The organism is Nocardioides sp. NPDC058538 (assembly GCF_042719275.1).
Classification (GTDB): Bacteria; Actinomycetota; Actinomycetes; order Propionibacteriales; family Nocardioidaceae; genus Nocardioides.
On sequence record NZ_JBHXNY010000001.1, the window covers coordinates 183,572 to 205,190 of the forward strand.

20 protein-coding genes are annotated in these 21,619 nt (G+C 68.5%); 12 read left to right on the forward strand and 8 right to left on the reverse strand.

Going from position 1 to position 21,619, the window contains the following annotated elements; all coding sequences use genetic code 11:
• The first annotated feature begins 75 nt into the window (after positions 1–75).
• The 3 genes from hpt to folE all read left to right on the forward strand — a co-directional run bounded on the left by hpt (position 76) and on the right by folE (position 3,491).
• A complete protein-coding gene (gene hpt / locus ACFWQC_RS00935; protein ID WP_141801736.1) occupies positions 76–627 on the forward strand; it encodes a hypoxanthine phosphoribosyltransferase in 552 nt (183 codons plus the stop codon).
• 151 nt (positions 628–778) lie between these two features.
• Positions 779–2,842, forward strand: a complete 2,064-nt coding sequence (gene ftsH, locus ACFWQC_RS00940; RefSeq protein ID WP_378671801.1) for an ATP-dependent zinc metalloprotease FtsH — start codon at positions 779–781, stop codon at positions 2,840–2,842.
• 10 nt (positions 2,843–2,852) lie between these two features.
• Positions 2,853–3,491 carry a GTP cyclohydrolase I FolE gene (gene folE / locus ACFWQC_RS00945; protein ID WP_378671803.1) on the forward strand — a complete coding sequence of 213 codons (639 nt, stop codon included), beginning with the start codon at positions 2,853–2,855 and terminating at the stop codon, positions 3,489–3,491.
• Positions 3,492–3,564: 73 nt separating this feature from the next.
• Here folE and ACFWQC_RS00950 read toward each other — a convergent pair whose 3' ends face one another.
• Entirely contained in the window at positions 3,565–5,097 is a 1,533-nt protein-coding gene (locus ACFWQC_RS00950) for a polysaccharide pyruvyl transferase family protein (RefSeq protein WP_378671805.1), read from the reverse strand.
• A 105-nt stretch (positions 5,098–5,202) separates the two neighbouring features.
• On the opposite strand from ACFWQC_RS00950, the gene folP reads away from it, so the two are divergent.
• From folP to ACFWQC_RS00990, 8 genes are all read left to right on the forward strand, one after another.
• The gene (folP, locus tag ACFWQC_RS00955) at positions 5,203–6,030 is read left to right on the forward strand and encodes a dihydropteroate synthase (RefSeq protein WP_378672280.1); all 828 of its coding nucleotides are present in this window, start codon (positions 5,203–5,205) and stop codon (positions 6,028–6,030) included.
• On the forward strand, positions 6,027–6,407 hold the full coding sequence (folB, locus tag ACFWQC_RS00960) for a dihydroneopterin aldolase (RefSeq protein ID WP_378671807.1): 381 nt from the start codon (positions 6,027–6,029) through the stop codon (positions 6,405–6,407). Before folP ends, folB begins: the two co-directional genes overlap by 4 nt.
• Positions 6,404–6,970, forward strand: coding sequence for a 2-amino-4-hydroxy-6-hydroxymethyldihydropteridine diphosphokinase (gene folK, locus ACFWQC_RS00965; protein ID WP_355017461.1), 567 nt, complete (start codon positions 6,404–6,406; stop codon positions 6,968–6,970). Before folB ends, folK begins: the two co-directional genes overlap by 4 nt.
• A gap of 82 nt (positions 6,971–7,052) precedes the next feature.
• Positions 7,053–7,490, forward strand: a complete 438-nt coding sequence (locus ACFWQC_RS00970) for a DUF3180 domain-containing protein (protein WP_378671809.1) — start codon at positions 7,053–7,055, stop codon at positions 7,488–7,490.
• A 15-nt stretch (positions 7,491–7,505) separates the two neighbouring features.
• Entirely contained in the window at positions 7,506–8,099 is a 594-nt protein-coding gene (locus tag ACFWQC_RS00975; protein WP_378671811.1) for a hypothetical protein, read from the forward strand.
• A 225-nt stretch (positions 8,100–8,324) separates the two neighbouring features.
• Entirely contained in the window at positions 8,325–9,005 is a 681-nt protein-coding gene (locus ACFWQC_RS00980; RefSeq protein ID WP_378671813.1) for a hypothetical protein, read from the forward strand.
• Positions 8,996–9,364 carry a hypothetical protein gene (locus tag ACFWQC_RS00985; RefSeq protein WP_378671815.1) on the forward strand — a complete coding sequence of 123 codons (369 nt, stop codon included), beginning with the start codon at positions 8,996–8,998 and terminating at the stop codon, positions 9,362–9,364. Before ACFWQC_RS00980 ends, ACFWQC_RS00985 begins: the two co-directional genes overlap by 10 nt.
• Before the next feature lie 171 nt (positions 9,365–9,535).
• A complete protein-coding gene (locus tag ACFWQC_RS00990) occupies positions 9,536–11,830 on the forward strand; it encodes a glycosyltransferase (protein WP_378671817.1) in 2,295 nt (764 codons plus the stop codon).
• Positions 11,831–11,842: 12 nt separating this feature from the next.
• Here the strand turns inward: ACFWQC_RS00990 and ACFWQC_RS00995 are convergent, their stop codons facing one another.
• From ACFWQC_RS00995 to ACFWQC_RS01015, 5 genes are read right to left on the reverse strand one after another with little or no spacing between them, the layout of a single operon-like run.
• Positions 11,843–13,552 carry a hypothetical protein gene (locus ACFWQC_RS00995; protein ID WP_378671819.1) on the reverse strand — a complete coding sequence of 570 codons (1,710 nt, stop codon included), beginning with the start codon at positions 13,550–13,552 and terminating at the stop codon, positions 11,843–11,845.
• A complete protein-coding gene (locus ACFWQC_RS01000; protein WP_378671821.1) occupies positions 13,549–14,388 on the reverse strand; it encodes a hypothetical protein in 840 nt (279 codons plus the stop codon). Before ACFWQC_RS01000 ends, ACFWQC_RS00995 begins: the two co-directional genes overlap by 4 nt.
• Positions 14,389–14,448: 60 nt before the next feature.
• On the reverse strand, positions 14,449–15,207 hold the full coding sequence (locus ACFWQC_RS01005) for a class I SAM-dependent methyltransferase (RefSeq protein WP_378671823.1): 759 nt from the start codon (positions 15,205–15,207) through the stop codon (positions 14,449–14,451).
• The gene (locus ACFWQC_RS01010) at positions 15,204–16,223 is read right to left on the reverse strand and encodes an NAD-dependent epimerase/dehydratase family protein (RefSeq protein ID WP_378671825.1); all 1,020 of its coding nucleotides are present in this window, start codon (positions 16,221–16,223) and stop codon (positions 15,204–15,206) included. Before ACFWQC_RS01010 ends, ACFWQC_RS01005 begins: the two co-directional genes overlap by 4 nt.
• Positions 16,220–17,218, reverse strand: a complete 999-nt coding sequence (locus tag ACFWQC_RS01015) for a glycosyltransferase (protein WP_378671827.1) — start codon at positions 17,216–17,218, stop codon at positions 16,220–16,222. The genes ACFWQC_RS01010 and ACFWQC_RS01015 overlap by 4 nt, the downstream gene beginning before the upstream one ends.
• A gap of 196 nt (positions 17,219–17,414) precedes the next feature.
• Between ACFWQC_RS01015 and ACFWQC_RS01020 the strand changes: the two genes are divergently transcribed.
• Complete coding sequence (locus ACFWQC_RS01020) at positions 17,415–19,604, forward strand: hypothetical protein (RefSeq protein WP_378671829.1); 2,190 nt, start codon at positions 17,415–17,417, stop codon at positions 19,602–19,604.
• Between the two features lie 379 nt (positions 19,605–19,983).
• Here ACFWQC_RS01020 and ACFWQC_RS01025 read toward each other — a convergent pair whose 3' ends face one another.
• Together ACFWQC_RS01025 and ACFWQC_RS01030 are read right to left on the reverse strand one after the other, a co-directional pair.
• A complete protein-coding gene (locus ACFWQC_RS01025) occupies positions 19,984–20,517 on the reverse strand; it encodes a hypothetical protein (protein WP_378671831.1) in 534 nt (177 codons plus the stop codon).
• Complete coding sequence (locus tag ACFWQC_RS01030) at positions 20,514–21,548, reverse strand: hypothetical protein (RefSeq protein WP_378671833.1); 1,035 nt, start codon at positions 21,546–21,548, stop codon at positions 20,514–20,516. Before ACFWQC_RS01030 ends, ACFWQC_RS01025 begins: the two co-directional genes overlap by 4 nt.
• Positions 21,549–21,619: the final 71 nt, after the last annotated feature.

Here is a 21,619-nt window from a genome sequence, read left to right on the forward strand (position 1 = left end):
CCGCCGAGGAACGAGGCGAGTGGGCTTCCGACGCGCAAGGAGCTAGACGGCCGGAGGTCGTCTAGAGTGGCGCCCATGGACACCGAGTACGTCGGCGACGACCTCGTGAAGACCCTGTTCACCCACGACGAGATCCAGGCGAAGGTCGAAGAGCTGGCCCGCCGGATCGAGAAGGACTACGAGGGCCAGGAGCTGCTGATCGTCGGCGTCCTACGCGGTGCGGTGATGATCATGGCCGACCTCGCGCGCGCCCTGAACCGCCACGTCGAGATGGACTGGATGGCCGTCTCCTCCTACGGCTCCGGCACCAAGTCGTCCGGCGTGGTGAGGATCCTGAAGGACCTCGACACCGACGTCACCGGCAAGCACGTGCTCGTCGTGGACGAGATCATCGACTCCGGCCTGACCCTGACCTGGCTGACCTCCAACCTCACCAGCCGCGGCCCGGCGAGCATCGAGATCGCCACCCTGCTCCGCAAGCCCGAGGCGGTCAGCATGCCGGTCGACGTCAAGTACGTCGGCTGGGACATCCCCGACGAGTTCGTGGTCGGCTACGGCCTCGACTTCAACGAGAAGTACCGCAACCTGCGCGACATCTCGACCCTCGCGCCGCACATCTACAGCTGAGGCTGGAACTGAGCAGGCGAGCGCCTGCTGTTACGCCAACAGCGGAACCGCGCAGATGGGGTGGGCACGATTTGGCGTGTACCGTCGTTCTAAATGACGTGCGCGCTGCCCTGCGTGCGTGTCTGACCCCGTAAACGGTTGAAAGAAGCCTGTGAAGCGCATATTCAAAGGTCCCTGGCTGTGGATCATCGTGGCAGTGCTCGGTGTGATCCTCGCGCTGCAGTACCTGGCCCCCCGCAACGGCGGCGACGAGATCACCACCAGCCAGCTGACGTCGTACATCCAGGACGACAAGGTCAAGGAGATCACGTTCGTCGACGGCGACCAGGAGATCAAGGCGACCCTGGTCAAGGGCACCCGTGATGGCGGCTCCGAGGTCACGACCTCCTGGGTCGACGGTGACCAGGAAGCGCTCATCGAGATGGTGCGCAAGACCCAGGCCGAGGGTGAGAACCTCAAGAAGTTCAGCTCCGAGGTGGCCAAGCCCTCGGTGCTCGGCTCGATCCTGAGCTTCGTACTCCCGTTCGCACTGATCATCATCCTGTTCCTGTTCCTGATGAACTCGATGCAGGGTGGTGGCGGCCGCGGGGTCATGCAGTTCGCCAAGTCCAAGGCGAAGCTGATCACCAAGGACATGCCCAAGACGACGTTCGCCGACGTCGCCGGTGCTGACGAGGCGGTCGAGGAGCTCCAGGAGATCAAGGAGTTCCTGCAGGAGCCTGCGAAGTTCCAGGCCGTCGGCGCCAAGATCCCCAAGGGCGTGCTGCTCTACGGCCAGCCGGGCACCGGTAAGACCCTGCTCGCGCGAGCCGTCGCGGGCGAGGCGGGCGTGCCGTTCTACTCGATCTCCGGTTCGGACTTCGTCGAGATGTTCGTCGGTGTCGGTGCGAGCCGTGTCCGCGACCTGTTCGAGCAGGCCAAGGAGAACGCTCCCGCCATCGTCTTCATCGACGAGATCGACGCCGTCGGCCGTCACCGCGGTGCCGGCATGGGCGGGGGCCACGACGAGCGCGAGCAGACGCTCAACCAGCTCCTCGTGGAGATGGACGGCTTCGACGTACGCGGCGGGGTCATCTTGATCGCGGCGACCAACCGTCCCGACGTGCTCGACCCGGCGCTGCTGCGCCCGGGCCGCTTCGACCGCCAGATCCAGGTGGACGCTCCCGACCTCGCCGGTCGCGAGAAGATCCTGCAGGTCCACGCCCGCGGCAAGCCGCTGGCCGGCGACATCGACCTCGACTCGGTCGCCCGCCGGACCCCCGGGTTCTCCGGTGCCGATCTGGCCAACGTGCTCAACGAGGCCGCGCTGCTGACCGCTCGCAGCGACCAGAAGCTGATCACCAACAAGGCGCTCGACGAGGCCATCGACCGGGTCATCGCCGGCCCGCAGAAGCGCACGCGTCTGATGAGCGAGCAGGAGAAGCTCATCACCGCCTACCACGAAGGTGGCCACGCGCTGGTCGCCGCGGCCCTGCCGGGCCCGGACGTGGTCCAGAAGATCACGATCCTGCCGCGCGGCAAGGCGCTGGGCTACAACCTGGTGATGCCCGACGACGACCAGTACAGCCAGACGCGCTCGGCGATGCTCAACAAGCTCTCCTACATGCTCGGTGGCCGCGCCGCGGAGGAGCTCATCTTCCACGACCCGACCACGGGTGCTGGCAACGACATCGAGAAGGCGACCAACCTCGCCCGCGCGATGGTCACCCAGTTCGGTATGACCGAGCGCCTCGGTGCGATCAAGCTCGGCGAGTCCAACGGGGAGCCGTTCCTGGGCCGCGACATCGGTCACCAGCGCAACTACTCCGAGGAGGTCGCCGCCGTCGTCGACGACGAGACCAAGAAGCTCCTCGCCACCGCGCACCAGGAGGCCTTCGACATCCTCGAGGAGAACCGGGACGTCCTCGACACCCTGGTCCTGGAGCTCCTCGAGAAGGAGACGCTCTCCAAGCACGAGGTCGCCGAGATCTTCGAGCCGCTGCGTCGCCGCGACCCGCGTCCGGCCTGGACCGGCTCCGACACCCGCCGCCCCTCCGAGCGCCCAGCGGTCGAGATCCCGCGGTGGATCGTCGAGCGCGACAAGGAGAACCTCGCCAAGGCGATCCGCGCCGCCGGGAAGCAGTCGGGCGCCCAGTCCGGCCCCCAGTCCGCCAACGGTGTCGACGTCGCCAAGCCGGCCGAGGCCGGCTCGCCCGAGGGCACCCCGCCCGCCTGATACTGAAGACATGTCCGACAACTTCGATGACGTAGCGCCGGTCCATGTCCCCGAGCGGGACGTGACGGACGTACCGGTGTTCGACCAGAAGCGGGCCGAGGCGGCCGTGCGCGAGCTGCTCTACGCGATCGGGGAGGATCCCGATCGCGAAGGGCTGCTCGACACGCCCGCCCGCGTCGCTCGCGCCTACCAGGAGGTGACCCGCGGGCTGCACCAGACGCCCGAGGAAGTGCTCACCACGACCTTCGACCTCGGCCACGACGAGATGGTCCTGGTCCGTGACATCGAGCTGTGGTCGATGTGCGAGCACCATCTGGTGCCGTTCACCGGCGTCGCCCATGTCGGCTACATCCCGGCCACCTCCGGCAAGATCACCGGCCTGTCCAAGCTCGCCCGGCTGGTCGATGTCTACGCCAAGCGACCACAGGTGCAGGAGCGGCTCACCACCCAGGTGGCCGACGCGCTCATGGAGCTCCTCGAGGCGCGCGGCGTCATCGTGGTGGTCGAGGCCGAGCACCTGTGCATGACGATGCGCGGCGTCAAGAAGGCCGGCGCCCGCACGATCACCAGCGCCGTACGCGGCACGATGCGTTCCAACGCCACCACCCGGGCCGAGGCCATGGCCCTGATCCGGGGCGGGACCCGCTAGAGAGATAGCGCGGGCCCAACCCCCTGCTGCACGCCGCGAGACGCTCGCGACGGCGCCCCCACCCGCGCGATCTCTAGCTCGCGGAGCGACGCAGTCGGCGGCGAACTCGTCGGACGAAGCCGCGCAGGCCCGCTCGTTCCTGGTGGCGAGCGAGGTCTGCGCGCAGCTCGTCGATCAGGGCTCGCTGGCGGTCCAGACGGCCGGCCTGCCGTTCGATCCGGGTCTGCTGCTTGCGCGTGGTCGCCTCGAGAGCCGTGATCCGCTTGGCCTGGCTCTTCGCCGAGGCCGTGAGCTTCTTCTCGAGCTCCCGCTCGCGACGCTTGGCGGCGGTGTCGGCGTGCTCGGAGGCGATCTTGAGCGCGTGGATCCGGTCCTCGATGCGCCGGATGGCGTCATCGCCCGAGCCCCGGAGCGTGGCGACAGGTGCCGCCGGCTCCAGCGCGGCGAGCTCGGTGTCGTACGCCGCACTCGTCTGGCCCGGCTGTGCGATGTTCGCCAGGCCGGCGTCGTCCAGGAAAGCGGTCAACCGCTTCCAGCCTTCGGCTAGGCGGTTGTGGAAGCTGGTGAAATCGGTCGCCTGATACAGCTCGTCGACCGTGGTCTCGGCCCTGGATGAGTCGAGCATCGAGTCGAGCATCGTGTAGGGCAGGCCGTGGTAGTCGCACAGCTCCAGCACGCGTGAGTCGTGAGCCACGACCATGGCAGGGGTCCCGGCGAGGACCGCGGCGACGTTGCCGTGGATACGCGTGCCGAAGGCGAACCGCTGGGTTGCCAGGAACCGCATCCAGGAGCCGGCGTCGAGGAACATCCGGGTCCGGTCCTCGGCGTAGAGCCGGTGGCCGCGGTCGATACCCATCTCGGGCTGACGGTGCCGTCCCCACTGGAGCATCGCGAAGTCGTGGTGGGTCTGGCCGACGTACGTCATGCGCGGGTGCCGGTCGGCGAAAGCGTCGACGTACGTCTCGAACCAGGGCGCGGTCAGCGGGCTCATCGAGACGGCGATCGGGTCCTCGTCGGCGATCGGCGTGGAGCGGTCGTCGCGGACGGTGAGGTCGGGGCCGTTGAGGTAGATCGACGGACAGCCGATGATCTCGACGTGCTCGTCGCCGTAGCCGAGCCGCCGCAAGTAGGCGGCGGTGATCTCGCCGCGTACGCCGACCTTCGAGGACCGTTCGAGGACGCTGTTCATGAATCTTCGGTGGAGGGCTGCCAGCTCGTCGCCGGGAGCGGTGTCGAGGTCGTCGAGCGAGAGCTGCGCGCCGATGCCGACGATCGTGGTCGGGATCGAGAGCTGCTCGATGAAGGCGGTCAGCCGGGTCAACGGGCGGGTGAACTCCGGCCGGAGGGCGTTGGCCAGCGGCACGACGAAGTGGTCGTACTCGTCGTTGGTCGCCGCGACCTCGTCGGCGGTGAACGCGCGTCGCTCATGGACGAAGCTGTTCGCGACGATCTCGGTTCCGGGCACGCTGAGGAGCCGGTGTGTCGAGTCGGCGAAGAGGAGGTTGCCGACGTTCGTGCCGTAGAACCCGATGCCCCATGCACGCGGGTCGCCCGCCTCGATCACCTCGAACGGGTCCCTTGCTGAGCGGAGCAGGATCTTGGCCACGATGCCTCCCTGGGTAAATGAGATGCCGGGCAGCCTGGCTGAGCGGGCCCGCCTGGTCAAGTCTGCCCTTCCGGCGTCGCCGGATAGGGTCGTGGCGTGCAGGTCATGGGAATCGTCAACGTCACGCCCGACTCGTTCAGCGACGGCGGACGTTTCTTGGCGACCGATGACGCGGTGGCTCACGGTCGCGCGCTCCTGGAGCAGGGAGCCGACCTGCTCGACATCGGTGGCGAGTCGACCCGCCCGGGGGCGACCAGGCCGCTGGTGGCCGACGAGCTGGCTCGGGTGGTGCCGGTCATCGAGACGCTGGCCGAGGAGGGCGCGACCCTCTCGGTCGACACGATGCGTCCCGAGGTCGCCGAGGCGGCCCTGAAGGCCGGGGCGAAGATCATCAACGACGTCTCGGGCGGCCTGGCCGACCCGGGGATCCTGAAGGTCGCGGCCGACCACGGTGCGACGTACGTCGTGATGCACTGGCGCGCGCACGGCGCGGAGATGCAGCACCAGGACCATCTCGTCTACGCCGACGGCGTGGTCGCCACGGTGAAGGCGGAGCTGGAGCAGCGGATCGAGGCGGCGCGAGCCGCCGGGATACAGGACGACAGCATCGTGGTCGACCCCGGGCTCGGCTTCTCCAAGACGGCCGACGACAACTGGCGGCTGCTGGCGGGCGTGGAGGAGTTCCACAAGCTCGGCTTCCCGGTGCTCATCGGTGCCAGCCGCAAGACCTTCCTCGGCCGCCTGCTGGCCGCCCCCGACGGCACCCTGCGTCCGGTGACCGAGCGTGAGAGTGCTCACGACGCGATCACCGTCTTTCTCGCGCAACGTGGTGTGTGGGCCACGCGTGTCCATGACGTGCGTGCCGCCAGGGACACCCTCGCGGCGGCGACGAAACTGGGAATGACCGCGCGGAGCGAGGAGACGATTCGATGAACATCGCAGAACCAGCGGACGAAATCCAGATCCTCGGTCTGGAGTGCTATGGCCATCACGGAGTGTTCGACTTCGAGCGCCGTGAGGGGCAGAAGTTCATCATCGACCTGGTCATCGGCACCGACTCCCGCAAAGCCGCGGAAACGGACGACTTGCATGACACCGTGGATTACGGAAGTCTCGCAATGGCGGTCAAAGCCAATGTTGAGCGCGACCCGGTGGACCTCATCGAAACGCTTGCCCAGCGGATCGCGGACATTTGCCTTGCAGACATCCGCGCACTTTGGGTACGTGTTACGGTTCACAAACCGGGGGCGCCTATCGAAGCGACGTTCAAAGACGTCACCCTGACGATCACCCGGAGGCAGAGCACGTGACAGAGGTACCCAACCCGTACATCATCGACGCCGACACGCTCACCGGGGAGATGCGGCCGATCCGGCGGGCGGTGCTGTCGTTGGGCTCCAATCTCGGGGACCGGTTGGCAAATCTGCAGGACGCGTTGAACACTCTCGCCGAGACCCCGGATGTCTGGGTGACGACGATCTCGCCGGTCTACGAGACCGAGCCGGTCGACTCGCCCGAGGACTCCGAGCTCTATCTCAACGCGATCATCCTTGCCGACACCACGCTCACCCCGACGCGACTGCTCGAGCGTGCGCTCACCATCGAGGACGCCTACGGCCGTTCGCGCAGCGGCATCTTCAACGAGCCGCGCACGCTCGACATCGACGTCATCTCGGTCGGCGACAAGATCCTCGAGGAGGAGTCGCTGACCCTGCCGCACCCGCGTGCGCACCAGCGGGCCTTCGTGCTCAAGCCGTGGCTCGACCTGGAGCCGAGCGCCGATCTTCCCGGTGTGGGTCCGATCGCCGAGCTGCTGGAACAGTCTGACCAGTCCGGCATCACCCGCCGCGACGACCTCACCCTCGAGCTCTGAGCCGGATCTGAGCACAGCGCCCGAGGACCCCGACCAGGGTCCTGAGAAGGATCCCGCCGACGACGAGCGCCGGCTCCACCCGATGTCGGGCGGAGCCATCACGGTGTGGGCCGTCATCGGGATCGTGGGTGGCTGGCTGGCTCACCCCGTGCTGGAGTCCTGGCGCGGGGTGGCCCCGGTCGTCACCTGGGCGCAGCCGGCGGTGCTGCTGCTGATCGCGGCGGCCCTGGGCGTGACCGCCTGGATCACCCACCGCCAGCTGCAGGTGCGCGGCGAGCACATCGAGGCTCATCAGGCGGTCAATCGGCTGGTGCTGGCCCGCGCCTGCACCCTGGTCGGCGCGCTCCTCGCCGGCGGCTATCTGGGCTACGCGGTGAGCTGGCTGGGCTATGACCTCAGCACGGCGGCGGGGGAGCGGCTGGTGCGCTCGGCCCTCGCGGCTGTGGCCGGGATCGCGATCGTCGTGGCCTCGCGACTCCTCGAACACGCGTGCCGGGTCCGCAAACGCGATGAAAACTAGCCGTACCGTGGAAGCATGCCTTCCCCATGCGCAACTCCAGTCACACGCAGGCGTCAGCGCAGCACACGCCTGACGGTTGCTGTAGCCCTGCTGGCGCTGGCCGCTATCACGATCACCGCCGCGGTGGCCTCCGGGTCCTGGCTGGTTGTCGTGCTCGCAGCCGTTCTCGGGCTCGCCTGTGGCGCTGCCGCAACCAAGATCACTCACTCCGAGCTTCTCCAGACCCGCCGCGACTGGGCGCGTGACCGGGCCGAGCAGGCCCAGGCCCACCGCGTCGAGTCCGAGAAGCGGGCCGAGGAGAACGCCGAGTTCCGCGAGCACATGGATGCCAAGCTCGCCGAACGCGTCCAGGCCGCCGAGGAGCTCGAGTCCGCTCTGGCCGCCGCTCACCAGCGGGCCGCCGAGGCGGTCCGTCGCCGTGGTGAGGAGGCCCGCCGGGCCGCCCAGGCCGAGATTCGCGGTGAGCAGCTCGAGGCGAGGCTCCAGGCCGTCGAGGCCGACGCCGCCGAGGCGGCCATCCGGGTCGCCGAGCTGGAGTCCGAGCTCGACGCCGTACGTGCCGAGCTGGAGGCCGAGCGCACCAGCTGGACCGGGGCCCAGTCCGCCTGACCAGCGAGCGACACGCAGATGTATGGATGGTGACGAGGCGCCAACAGCGCCATGGCACTTTGCGCCGGCACGCGTGAAAACGCGCCGCGACGCTCAAATCGATACTCGGGTGGGTAACTGTCGGAGGTCTGGCTCGTTATGATTTTTCCGAACGGGTAACGCGCCTGCCGCGTCTGTGCGATCTGTGACGACGCCGGGACAAGGGTCGTTGGAAAGGGGGAGCCGGTGACGTTGATCGCCGAACGGGCAGTCACGATCACTGAAGGCTTCGCCTACCTACGCGACCTGATGACCACGTACGCCAGAAGTGCGCCGGTGAGGTCGGTCGCCGTGCTCGGGAATGCACCGCTGGGGCCCAGCGACGACCGAGCGCAGGCCATCGACGAATCGGATCTGGTGATCCGGGTCAACAGCTTCGTGCTGGATGCCCCGGGTGAACCGCGCGCCCAGGGGTCACGGGCCGACGTGGTGATCTGGAACCGGATCACCCGCCCGACGCGGTTCACCTTCGACCGCTACCGCGAGCGCCTCTACCTCCTCGCCGAACCGATGCGATTCCACGGCCGCCTCGAGGTGTGGCCGATGTCCTGGCCCCCGGATCTGGGCTTCGTACCCATCCCGAACGGGGAGCTGCTCACCGGCACCGGGGCCGACCTCGACATCCCCTGGCGGACCGAGAAGCTGGCGCCGACGACGGGCTTCACCGCCGCGTGGCTCGCGGTCAACCTGTTCCCGGAGTCCGACATCCTGCTGTCCGGGTTCTCGTTCGTCGACAACCCCGGGCAGACGAAGTGGACCTATCAGGCCGGCGGCTCCTCGCCGGTGGCGCCGGAGCATCGGATCGAGGCGGAGGCACGCGTCATGACTGGCTGGCTCGAGGAGGAGCGCGTTTCCCTATGGCGATGAACCGACTGCGCGGCAAGGTCATCAGAAAGACCGGATCCGCAGCCGATCTGGACGAGGCTCGTGCCACCATCGAGGAGCTGCGTGCCATCACGGACCGGCAGCGCGTACGTATCGGTGACCTCGAGCGCGAGCTCGCGCGGGTCAGCCCGCAGGTCGCGGCCCTCGAGGCACGTCTGGAGACCCTGCGCGACACCGTCGAGCGCGGCAACCTCGCGGCCGGAGCGCCGTCGGACGGCCACGTCGACGCCTCCTCGATCTGGGCCGAGATCCAGCGTCAGCAGGAGCAGGTGCGCGCCCGGATCACTGCGGCCACGCGTTTCGAGGAGCGGTTGCGAAGGCTCGAGGACGGAGCGACCTAGAGATGGCGCGGGTAGAGGCGACGTCGCGAGCGTCGCGAGACCGGTGTGCTGGCAAGGCGGAGCCTCGACGGCGGTCTGGTTGCACCGTCGAGAGGCGACAACGTAGCCAGCGCGCCGGTATCGCGGCGCGTAGCAGACGGCTCTACCCGCGCCATCTCTTAAGGTGAGAATGTGCCGCATCCCGCTCTGAGCATCGTCATCCCGTTCCACAACGTGGAGCCCTTCCTGCAGACGTGCCTGGAGTCGCTTCGCGCCCAGACCTTCTCGGATTTCGAGGTGGTCATGGTCGACGACGCGTCGACCGACGGGTCCGCAACAGTTGCCGATCGGTTCGCGTCGAGCGACTCGCGATTCCGGGTGGTCTCCTCGGAGAAGGTCGGTGTCGGGGTGGCCCGAAACATCGGGATCGAAGCGAGCAGGGGTGACCTGCTCGCGTTCGTCGACGCCGACGACTACGTCCCGGAGTACGCGTACCAGCTCATGACGGACACGTTGGCGCGCTCGGGCTCCGACTTCGTGGCCGGCAACGCCCGCCGTTTCGACTCGGTGTCGGTCTGGCAGTCGTGGTCCCACCGGCGCCCATTCGTCACCACCCGCATCGCCACGCACTGCAGCCGGACCCACATCCTGGGCATCGATCGCTACATCTGGAACAAGGTCTACCGGCGCGACTTCTGGGACTACGCCGGCCTCGGCTACCCGGACATGCTCTACGAGGACTACCCGGTCGCCCTTGCCGCGCACATCCGCGCCCGCCAGGTCGACATCCTCGCCGAGCCGATCTACTACTGGCGTCACCGCGACGGCGGCGAGGCCTCGATCACCCAGAGCCACTGGAACCTCGACAACCTCGGTGACCGCGTACGTTCGGCCGAGATGCTCTTCGACATGGTCGAGGAGCAGGCTCCGTACCTGTCCGACCTGGTCAAGTCCCACCTCGCGGCGACGGATGTCCAGGTGCTCGCCCGGTCGATCGAGGACCATCCGGCCGACGAGTCCGGACGCATCTTCGACCTGGCGGAGCGCTATCTGGCGCGTGTCGACGACGCGATCCTCAACCGTCAGGGACCGTTCGAGCGACTCGTGTTCGATCTGCTGAAGCGCCGGCAGCGGGACGCGCTCACGACGCTGACCCGCTATCGGGCCGAATTCGGGACCCAGGCGCCCCTGGCCCGCCGAAGGGACGGCTGGTACGCCCAGCTCCCGTCCTTCGAGGACGCCGCGGTCGGCGTCCCCGACTCGGTGTTCCGCCTGGCCCCGGCGTACATGAAGGCCAAGGCAGTGGCGACCGAGGCCTGGTGGGACGGATCCCGGGTCGCGGTCCGGGTCAACATCGGCATCAACACCCTCGCGCTCCGGCCACGAACGCGCTTCACGGTGTGGCTGGAGAGCCCCGCCGGCGGCAGGGTGCCGGTGGATCATGTCGCTCGGCCGCGGGCGATCCCGTTCGACCAGGTGGACAGGTCCACGCTCGAGCTGAGCATCGACCCGTCGCGACTGGCGGGCGATCGCCAATGGCGCCTCATGATCGGCATTCGCAACCGCGATGTGCGTGACGTGATCCAGGTGACGACGTCGGGAGACGGACGCGAGCGGTGGCAGGGCTGGCGCCGCATCGGCAACCGTTGGTGCCGCCCAGGACGCCTCCCCGGGGGCTTCGGGGTCACCGTTCGCGATCTTCCGGACGCCTGGGTGGATCACGCCACCGACCTCGGCGACGAGATCGAGATTCGGGGCGCGTTCCGGGGCGCGCCGCCTGAGCATGCGGAGCTGACCCTCACCGACCGCAGCGGTTCGGTGGTGACTCACCCGTTGACGATCGGCGAGCGGGGCGAGCGAGGCATCACCCCGTGGCGGTTGACGGTGCCCGTCGAGGCTGTCCTCGAGAAGTCCGGGCTGGACATGCCCATGGAGGAGATCGTGCCGACCCGGGTGAAGCTGTCCCGGAAGGGACGTACGTCTCCGCTGCCGGTGCACCCGGACTTTCTCGGCTCTCGGTCTCTGATGAAGGGGCGCGCGGTGAACGCCACCCGCGACCCGAACGGTTCCTTCGTCATCACCGCGACGCCCGACCGTCCCGTCGTTCACGACGCCTGGTGGCACGGTGAGGACCTGATCCTGCGTGGTCCGGACGGTCCCCGGCTGGAGTCCACGGGAGCGGTGCTCCGGACCTGGCCGACCCCGGAGAAGCCCCTCGACGTCTCCCTGGACGTGGGCGACCGTGACGGAGTCTTCCTGATCACCGTGCCTGTGGGTGCGTTGCGGAAGACCGCGGTCGAGCACGATGCCTGTGAGACGTCGCAGTGGTCGTTGCTGGACGGCCGCGATCTCAAGCCGATCGTCGTGGCCCGTGAGCTCTCTGAGCGGGTGCCTCAGCCGACCGCTGCCGAGGCGGCGAAGCTCGAGTTCGGCTGGTCGGACGAGATCCACCTGCGGCTCGCGCCGGCCCCGCCCACCGAGGCGTGACCGGCTCAGGCCCTAACGCTTGGCCACGCGTCGGATCGCGCGGAGAACCCTTCTGAGCAGGCGGGCAGCGCGCCGGGCCCCGGGTACGCGTCCGAAGCCGGAACGCGCCCGCCCGGGGACGGACGATGCGCGCTTGGCGACTCGGTTGACGGCGGGGGCCTGCCGAGCGCTCAGCTGGTCCTCCAGCTCCTTGATGCGATCGTTCAGTGCCGCGACGTCGCGTCGGGCCGCCGTGCGTACCTCGTGGGTCATCGTCTGACGCTGACGCATCTGCTGCTTGAACCAGGTCACCTGGCCGCGCAGCGCCTCGTTCTCGTCCATCAGCTTCCGGAGCTCGCTCGGGTCGGCCTCCTGCGGCGCATGCCGTCCTGCGACCACGGGTGTCATGCCGGTCGAGGAGAGCGCGGACTCTCGCCGACGGCGTACCTGGTAGACGTCGGCCGGAGTCACCGCGACATCGATGGTCGCCGCGAGCAGGACGGTGAGCTCGTCCCTGCCACGACCGGCGGGCCAGGGGTGGCGCCACCCCGCCACACAGAGGTACGCGGCGAGCTCGTCCAGCAGCCCCAAGAGGATCTCGTCGGCGGACTCGCCGAGCTTCACCGTCGACTCGTGGACAGGGACGACATGGCCGGCGTCGAGGCCGATCTCGTCGACCTGAAGACCGCACCAGCGCTCGGGTGCGTCGGCGACCGCGTCGCGCAGCCGGCGTACGTGGTGGCGAAGGCCCGAAGCGTCGCGCCGTGCCGAGTCGTGCATGGCCTCGATCAGCCAGGACCGCTCGGCAGCGGTCCAAGACGTCTCGTCACCGGTCCGATCGACACCGACGACAGCCGAGATCGTCTCCGCGCTTCGCGCGGTCACGCCCTCGCTCGGCGCGAGCGGACGAGCAAGCTCGCCGCTCGACCTCGCTCCGGTCGTCTCGAGGCCGCGCGTGACCAGCCAACCGCCGGCGGCTCCCGCGGCTCCCAACGTGTCCAGAGCCTGGCCCAGCGCAGGCTGGACCTCGCGCAGCGTGGGGGTGTCGGTGGGGCGGCCGTGAGCGACCGCGAGCGCCACCGAACAGGCTTCGGGAGCTGCGGCCAGGGTCGGAGAGCCGACGTCGGGCCACAGCGTGTAGCCGCGACCGCCGAACCGTGCGCTCGCGTCCGCGAGGCTTCGCGGGTTCGCACGATCATGGACGGGGAACGACCAGTCAGCGTTCTCGTTGGATGCTTCTGGGTTGACGGCCCTGAGCTGTGCGAGCGGGGATCCCGGGTTGGGAACGACCAGCGCCAGCCGAGAGTCGCCGCTCGTGTGGCCGGCGAGGTGCTCGGCGATCGCGTGCCAGTCAGCCGGGTCCGCGTCGATCGATGCGACCCGTCCGAACCCGTCCAGCGCGAGCACGGCGTCGGCCGGCCGATCGGCAGTCCAGGCACGCAGGTCACCGCAGACGACGTCGACAGCCCTGTCGGCGTACCGCTCGGAGACGAGCTCCGCGTCGGAATGTGTCCGGAGGACGATGGTCGTCGTCGCGGCGCGGTCGACGACCGCATCGAGCAGCTCGAGGTCGTGCGGGCCGACGACGAGCAGGTGGGAGGCACCGGTTGCCGTCGCCACAGCGATTCGGGTCAGGACCGGTCCGCGAGGGAGCGGGCCGCCGCCGACCATGTCGGACCAGTCGTACATGTCCCCCGAGACCACGCTCAAGGCCGCCTTCGAAGGCGTGTCGATGTCGTTCATGCGGTGATCTCCCATCCGAAGAGCGCGCGTAGCTCAGCAGGCGACGCCATGGCATCCAGCCCGAGCTCGCGCACGGTCGTGGCGCGTACTTCCTCTGCGTCGGTCTCCACCCCGTGGAACTCGGGGAACAACCGTCTGGCCTGCTCGTTCCCGTCCCTCACGCTGGCGTCCCTGACGTCGGCGAAGGTCATCGGGTCGCCGTAGACCGCGACCTCGGAGCCGACCGAGGCGCCGTAGAAGATCGCCGTGGTCAGGCGGTTCGAGGCGACCCGACGGTGGCGGATCTGCTCCGCGTACTGCTTGTGGAGGAAGCGGATGTCGGTGCCCTGACGCAACGTGCCTCGCTTGCCGTGACAGATGACCCGGAAGCCGGCGTCCTCATAGCGGCGACGGATCTCCGGCATGTCGTACTCGATCCAGTAGAGACAGACGGTCACCGGGCCGTCCTCGGTGTCCCGGATCTCCGCGATCAGGCGGTCGTGATCGCCGCTGATCTCACCGTGGTCCCAGGTGTGGAACGGGTAGAAGATCGTTCCTTCGCGCTCGTCAGCCGGGGGTACGGGCTCGACGTCCTTCTTGAGCTCGAGCAGGTAGTTCCAAGGAGCGCCGATCACGGCGTAGTCGCGCCAGCCGACCGCCTGGCCGCGGCGCAGGTTCGCGTGGGACCAGACGAACTTGGGGAAGCCATAGGGCGGCTCGTGGCCCGGGCCGAAGCCGTGAAGAAGGTTCCAGCCGTGCTGGAGGACGCCCCAGATCGGGCGCGGCTGCTCGAACGAGAGTCCGCAGTACTCCGAGAGGATGTGGGCGTGTCCGTACCAGTGATTGCTCGTGTCCAAGTCTTCAGTCTCCACGGTCTGGCGAACGTCGACCGGCCCGCCTTTGAAGTGTAAGCAATTTCAGCCGGCCTTGACCGCCGCGACCAGCACCGAGGACCCGAACGGCAGATCGAGTCGGGTCAGCAGCCGCTCGTCGATGCGGGTGGCGCCGAGCAGAACCTTCTCGATCCCGGGCGAGACCTCGGGGAGCGGTGCGACGCCGCCCTCGGGAAGCTGCCGGGCACTGGCCGTGCCGCGCTCCTTGACCCGGGTGACCAGGCGTTGAGCCGCGAACATCGGAAACGTCCCCGTGAAGCCGTACGTCGCTCGCACGGGCGAGAGCCCGGCCGCCTTGATCGCCTCCACCGCCCGCCGCAGGGTGTAGCGCCGGTAATGGTGGTTGTGGTCGTCGTGGCGGGTCCAGGCCCAGTTGTACGCCGGAACCGACATCAGGAAGCGCCCGCCGGGGGCGAGAACCCGCTCGATCTCGGCGAGGGCGTCGGCCTCGGGATCGCAGTGCTCGATGACGTCGAAGGCCGCGACCACGTCGAAGGAGCCGTCGGCGAACGGAAGCCGGATCGCGGAGCCGCACACGCCGCCGTCGGCTAGGCCACGCGGGTCGACGTCCAGCGAGACGTGATGCCCGGCGGTGCCCTGGAGCCAGGTCACACTCGGTCCGTCGGCGCTGCCGACATCGAGGAGACGGCGCGGCGTCCCGACGTACGGCTTCATGACGGTCTCGAGGATCCGGGTGCGTGCTCGGTACCACCAGTAGTCGCTCTGGGCGATCGATGGAGAGCCGCCGGGCCTGGAGCCCAGCAGCATGCCCATGTCGGTCATCGGATGGAGACCTCGCTCACGTGGGTCGACTGATGTTTGTGGCCGGGGGCGGAGGTACCAGCAGCGTAGGCCAGCGCGATCTCATCGGCGATGCGACGCACGCCAACGGAGAAGGGTGTTTGTGTCCGTTTGTCGAGCTCCGGCCAGACGACGCTGCGCACGCGCAGGTCGCGCGCCTGACCGGGCGTGCCGGCTCCCGGGATGCGCAGCCTTGACCGCCGCCTGAAGACCCGGTTGGTCTCTCCGATGACAGCCGCGAGGGTCGCTCCGGTGCCGGTGGCCAGGATCTTGACGACGGCGTTGGATCCGGAACCTCGGGCGTGCTCGTGGAGCCCGTCGAGGGCGTCGACGACCATCTCGGCACAGTCGCCGACGTAGAGATAGTCCCGGATCGTGTCGAAGGAGACCCAGACCGGCAGCGGGGTGCCGCGCAGCTGGGCCAGACACAGCTGAGAGACGAGGCCCTGGGGCTTGGAGAGCTTCTGGCCGGGTCCGTAGAGGTTGGTGATCCGGCCGAGAAGCGCCACCGATCCGGTCTCGGCACAGAATGCGGTCACCGCTTGCTCCATGGCCAGCTTGGCCCTGCCGTACGCCACCAGGGGACGAGGCTCGGAGTGCTCGGTGAACGGAGGATCGGCCGAACCGGCGTAGACGCCACCGACGGAGGAGGCGAAGAAGAACGCGAGCCGGGTGGTGGGCCGCAGTGCTGCACGCAGGTCATCGAGTACGGCGCGGAAGAGCGACACCTCCGTCTCGAGCTCGTCTGCCGGGGTGGACACCACGCCCGCGCCGGCGCACCAGGCGATGTTGATGCGGCCGTCCGGCGACGAGTCGACGAAGGCGGTGAGCTCGGACCTCAGGACGGCGCGGGCGGCGACCGGGTCGTCCCAGGGCACGCTCGTCGTCCGCACGGGCGCCCCGGAGCGCTCGAGCGCGCTGCGTACGTGGCGGCCGAGCAGGCCGCCGCCACCGACGACGAGCGTCGGCGGTCGGGAGGGGCGCTGAACGCCGGTCACTCGGGCTGACCCGGCAGGGGTGACTCGCGAAGCGGGCCGTTGGCTGGGTCGCTGACGATGACGTAGAGCGGCTTGCCCATGGCCATGTTGACGGAGACGCCGAGGTATTCGGCGATCACTCCGAGGGTGAGCATGATGGCACCGGAGCAGACCAGCACGGCCGCCATCAGCGAGGTCCAGCCCTGGACCGGGACCCCGCCGGCGAGACGGGCGACGACCAGCACGACCGCGAGGACGATGCCGGAAGCGGCGAGCAGGGCTCCGCAGATGCTGACCGCCCGCAGCAGCCGGGTGCCGCCGGTGAGCACCATGCGCCAGAAGTGCGACATCAAGGAGCGGTAGTTGTAACCGGAGGGCCGCTCACCCTCCTCGCGCAGCTCCACCGGGCACGTCGCCACATCCGAGATCACCCAGCTCAGCGCGACGTCGAGGTAGACCCCGTTGGCGGCGTAGGCGGACACGCTCCGGCCGTACTCGCCCAGGATCAGCCGGAAGCTGTTGAACTGCCGGGCGCTGCCGCCGGGCATGAGCCGGTCGATGACGACCTTCGAGCCGTGCGAGGTCAGGTTGCGTAGCGGACCGTGGGGCGCCGCGTTGGTGGGGCGGGCGTAGACGAGGGCGGCCCGCTCCCTGAGCGCGGTGTCGAGCATCGGCCCGATGTACGCCGGGTCGTGCTGGCCGTCCTCGTCCATCGTGACGATCCAGTCCGACCCAGACGACGCCAGACCGGCGAGGGTCGCGGCGTGCTGGCCGAAGTTGCGGCTCAGCCAGATCGGGCGAACGATGTCGTACTTCTCGGCGAGCTGTCGCATGGCGAGGTCGGACGTGTCCGGGCCATGGTCGTGGACCAGGAGGATCTCGGTGACACGTCCCTGGTGCCCGTTCGGGGTGACGAACGGGTCGGCGAGGTCGACGACCTCGCTCACCACGTCCGGAAGCGTCTCGGCACCGCGGTAGACCGGGATGACGACGGAGACGGTGTGGGTGAGGGACATCGCTAGGAAAATAGCGCATCCGGAGGGGCTTCGGTGTACTCCATGTAGGCGTTTTGTTGGCATGATCGCCCGGGTGACTGCAGACCCGGCAACCGTGGGCGTCGAACCAGACGCAAAGCCTTCCTCGGACCGCAAGCTCTCGGGCCGTGTGCTTCCGGGAGGAACCTGGTCCGGTCTGCTCCCCGGGTTAGTCGTCGTGGGCGTGACCCTCGTCCTCGCGATGGCCGTGGCCGGCGTCGCTCTCGGCGACGTGCTGCTCTTCACCGGGTACGTCCTGGCGTTCCTCACCTTCCCGGGCACCGTGGTGTGGCGAGCGGTCGCCAGGCCGGGCCCGAGTCTCGGCAACGACCTGGTTCTCGGCACCATCCTCGGGCTCGTCCTCGAGGCTCCGCTCTACGTGCTGCTGCGGCTCATCGATCTCACCCAGCTGATCTACGGCTATCCGGTCGCGGTGCTCGTCGGCGTGGTGGTCGTCGTCTGGCGCCGCCGGCGGGTCGGCCCGGTCGTGATCGGGCGGGCGAGCGTGTGGTCGTGGGTGGGTGCGGCGGTGGCGGGCGTACAGGTGCTTCTGGTCACGAACCAGGTGTGGACCCAGAGACCGGTCGACGCGTTGCGGGCCCCGTACGTCGACGAGCCCTTCCATCTCGCGATCGCCGGCGATCTGCTGCACCACTTCCCCGCCCAGATGCCGTGGGTGGACGGCACCCCGCTCTTCTACCACTGGCTGGTCTACGTCCACCTGGCGTCGGCGGCGACGGTCACGCACATCGAGCTCATCGTGCTCATGCGCAGCCTGTCGATCGCATTGCTCGTCCTGCTCGCGGCCGGTGGAGCGTACGCAGCGGCCACCCGTCTCACCGGACGGAAGTGGACCGGGTTCGTCGCTGCCCTCGTCCTCGCCATGGGTGCCACTCCGGACTTCTTCGGCTGGACGAGCCTGGTCAGCCCCGCGCAGCTGGCCTTCGACTCCGTCACCCGCGCGTTCGACAGTCCGACGCACGCGTTGGTGATGCCGCTCCAGATGGTCCTGATGGTGCTGGTCGTGGAGATGATCCGGCGCGAGCAGTGGCGATGGGGGCCGTGGTTGCTCACGGTGGTCGTCATGGTCGCTGTGGCCGGTGCGAAGTCGTCTGCCCTGCCGACGATCGTCGCCGGCCTGTTCCTGGCGCTGGTGATCGCGGCTGTGCTGCGTCGCACGCGGATGGTCCGCACCCTCGGCGTCCTGCTCGGGTCGGCTGTCGCTGTCTTCCTGGTCGCACAACAGCTGTTCTACGGCGGCGGCACCCGGGCGACCGGGATCGATCTCAACGGGAGCACCGTGCAGCGGCTCGGCATCTTGATGCTGCCGGAGGGTGAGACCCTCCCCGGTTCAGCGCCGTTGTCGATCTGGATCAGCTTCACGGTCGGGCTCCTCCTCGTCGCGGTGCCGGTGATCGCGGCCCTGGCGCGTGGCGGCTGGCGACGGCCCGACTTCGTGTTCCTGGCAGGCACCTGGGCCGCTGGTGCCGGCGCGTTCATGGTCCTGAGCCATCCGGCGCTGAGCCAGGCGTACTTCCTCCTGGGCGCCGGCGGATTCCTCGCCGTGCTCATCGCCGTCTCGCTCTCGGACATCTTCCCCGTCGACCTGTCGTTGCGCGACGGCCTCCGGATCGCCGGCTGCGCCGCTCTCGGCTGCCTCGCCGTCGTGATCGCGAGGCTGGTGGTGGGCGACGACATGCCGGCGGACGGCTCCGCCTTCACACCGACGTTGCTGACCCAGCTCGTCGTGGGGCTGCTGGTGCTCGCAGTCGCGCTCGCCGCCGTGCTCGTCTACGCCAAGCGATCGACGATTGCGGTGCTCCCGGCCGTGGTGGCGCTGATGCTGGGGGTCGTGCTCGCTGGGGCGCCGCAGACCATCGCCCTGGCGACGGTCGGCCCTGCGGTTCCCCGGGCCGCAGACACGGACATCATCGGTCCGGGCGGGGTCGCTGCCGCACGGTTCGTCCGTGAGCATTCGCAGACCGATGATCTGATCGCGACCAACGCCCACTGCATCGGGCTGCCCGTGCTCGACTGCGATCGCCGGAACTTCTGGATCGCGGCGTACGCCGAGCGCCGGGTCCTGGTCGAAGGTTGGGCCTACATCGACCCGCTCGTGGTCGGGCTGCCGTCCACCGACCTCAACAACTCCGCCTACCTGCCCTTCTGGGACCCGCAGCTGCTCGCGGCCAACGACGCGGCGATCACGCAGCCCTCGCCGGCCACGCTCGCCACGCTGCGCGACGAGCACGAGGTCGACTGGCTCGTCGTCGATCGCCGCTATGGCGCGGACCTCCGCGGCCTGCGCCGCGAGCTCGGCCAGCCGCGCTTCAAGGGCGGGCTGTACTCGGTCTTCGACCTCCGCTAGCGGCGCTGGTCATCGACCCAGATCGGTGGAGTTGGCGAGCCAGGTTGTTCGCGCGATCCTGCACGAGGATGTCATCGGGAAGTTGTTTAGCCGGGTGGGTGGCCATGACGCACAACAGCCCCGCACGAGGCGGGCTGAGGGCCATACGGGCGGCATCGCTGCGGCCTGCTCCTCGAACGTAGCACGACTGAGCGGCTACATCGGGGTGGGGAGTCTCACCTGAGAAGTGGTCACAGAAGGGGCTCTGATCCCCACCGTCATTGTGGAAGGTAGTGGCTCGGTCTACACTGTGAGTGTCCGTTGCGTTGAGCTTCGGAAAGTGGACCCGAGACCCGTCCGGAATGGTCGTGGCGCTCGGGTTTCGCGCTTTCTCGGGCTCTTAAACGTCGACAACGACGACGGCGAGGGAGTCGCAGCGCCGACGCCAGTCGCCGCCCTTCGGCCACGCCCACGCCAGGGCGTCCGGGATGGAGAGCAACGGCTCGCGGCGAGCCTGCTCGTGGCGGTAGGTCAGCCAGTCGCGCGAGTCGGCTGCCTTGGTTGCCTCGATCAAGGTTTGGTTATCACGACGCCGCAGGGTCTCGTCGAGTTCGATGCAGAGCGCCCGATGCCCATGGCGGTGTAGGTCGGTGACGAGCCGCTGGAGGCAGATTGCGCGGCGACTGAGCTCCGTGCGGCCTAGCGACGGGGCTCGGTAGAGCGTGACCTCTGGTGTCAGTTCATTGATCGCGGAGAGGATCTTCCGTCGGCGAGGATCGCTCTCCTGTTTCATGTGCAGACGCGGCTGTCCTGGGAGAAGAAGGTCGCGCAGCAGTTTGCGTGCGGCCGCGAGCTCCTCCTCGGCAAGTACGGCCGAAACGAGAAGATAGTCCTTGACCTTCGACTCATCGACGAACGCTTGGCCCCGGATCACTCGGCTGCCTCGCGCTCTGGCCACTTGACCTCGAAGTATCCGGCGGGTCGGCCACTGTCGGTGCCGTCCCATACCCGCATCAGCGTGTCAGCGAAATCGACAGCCGAGACACTCTCCGGTGTCCCCGTTTCGCCTTCAACGATGAAGGCCATCGACTCGCCCGGTTCGTTGAGGTAGGGCGGCGGGGAGGTGACTCGAGCATGTATCGGTGCGCCACTGCGCTGGAAGTCACGGGCCAGCCAGACGAGCCATTCCGAAACCGCCCAGCCCTGTGGGTCGGGTCCCGCATCAAAAACGCTGGTGTATCGCTCGGCCGGCAGGATCTGCCACTGCAGCGACCACTCGCTGACGCGGTCTTCGTAGGTGTAGTTGCAGGCCGTGGCGATGATTCCAGGCATGGCGTTCAGGATCTTGGCCGGCCAGAGCAATTCGTCCGGCACGTCGTCGTAGCGGGGCTCGGCGACCGCGAGCGTCGGGAAACGGACGGTCGCGGTCGGCTTGATCTCCGCCAGGGCGCACAAGTACTCGGCCCGTTCGTAGGCCTCGTCCAGCGTCCTGACTTCGTCGGGGACATCGTCGTCCTTTGCGACGAGGTCGAGCCACGCGCGGTAGGTGCGCAGTAGCGCTTGGGCGATCAATGACACCGACCTGGTCGATGCCCTGAGCGCGAGGAGTTGGTTGATATCGGGGTCGTTCGGCGACAGGGCGCTACTGAGCACATCGACCGTTCTGTCGAGCAGTGCAAGATCGGTCTGCCGATACTCCGAGGAAGCCTGGGATACTGCCTTGGTGCTGACGCCGAGGGCGGCTGCTACGGACCGGCCGGTAGCACCGGGTTTCAGAGTCGCCTCGTACACTGCACGACGACGGATCTCGCCAAGTCGACCTTGGAGGGCCCGCACCTGATCACCGATGACGACACATTGGCGGACCCGCTCTACGGGGTCCGGGATCGCTTCGACGCTCGCCAGCAGACGGACGATGTGAAAGTCGTCCTCGGGACTCGTTGGCGCTTCTTCAGGGGCGGGCACCTCGGTAGCGTACTAAAATCTACCCCGGGGGTAAGAGTGACTCGCCCGGGGTTCACCAATGCTGGCGGCGG

Excerpts from the sequence above, each read along its gene's own strand:
- ACFWQC_RS01005 (WP_378671823.1), bottom strand. The coding sequence starts at position 15,207 with ATGACCGACATGGGCATGCTGCTGGGCTCCAGGCCCGGCGGCTCTCCA.
- ACFWQC_RS01015 (WP_378671827.1), bottom strand. The coding sequence starts at position 17,218 with ATGTCCCTCACCCACACCGTCTCCGTCGTCATCCCGGTCTACCGCGGT.
- hpt (WP_141801736.1), top strand. The coding sequence starts at position 76 with ATGGACACCGAGTACGTCGGCGACGACCTCGTGAAGACCCTGTTCACC.
- ACFWQC_RS00995 (WP_378671819.1), bottom strand. The coding sequence starts at position 13,552 with ATGAACGACATCGACACGCCTTCGAAGGCGGCCTTGAGCGTGGTCTCG.
- folP (WP_378672280.1), top strand. The coding sequence starts at position 5,203 with ATGGGAATCGTCAACGTCACGCCCGACTCGTTCAGCGACGGCGGACGT.
- ACFWQC_RS00970 (WP_378671809.1), top strand. The coding sequence starts at position 7,053 with ATGTCGGGCGGAGCCATCACGGTGTGGGCCGTCATCGGGATCGTGGGT.
- folE (WP_378671803.1), top strand. The coding sequence starts at position 2,853 with ATGTCCGACAACTTCGATGACGTAGCGCCGGTCCATGTCCCCGAGCGG.
- folB (WP_378671807.1), top strand. The coding sequence starts at position 6,027 with ATGAACATCGCAGAACCAGCGGACGAAATCCAGATCCTCGGTCTGGAG.
- ACFWQC_RS00975 (WP_378671811.1), top strand. The coding sequence starts at position 7,506 with ATGCCTTCCCCATGCGCAACTCCAGTCACACGCAGGCGTCAGCGCAGC.
- ACFWQC_RS00985 (WP_378671815.1), top strand. The coding sequence starts at position 8,996 with ATGGCGATGAACCGACTGCGCGGCAAGGTCATCAGAAAGACCGGATCC.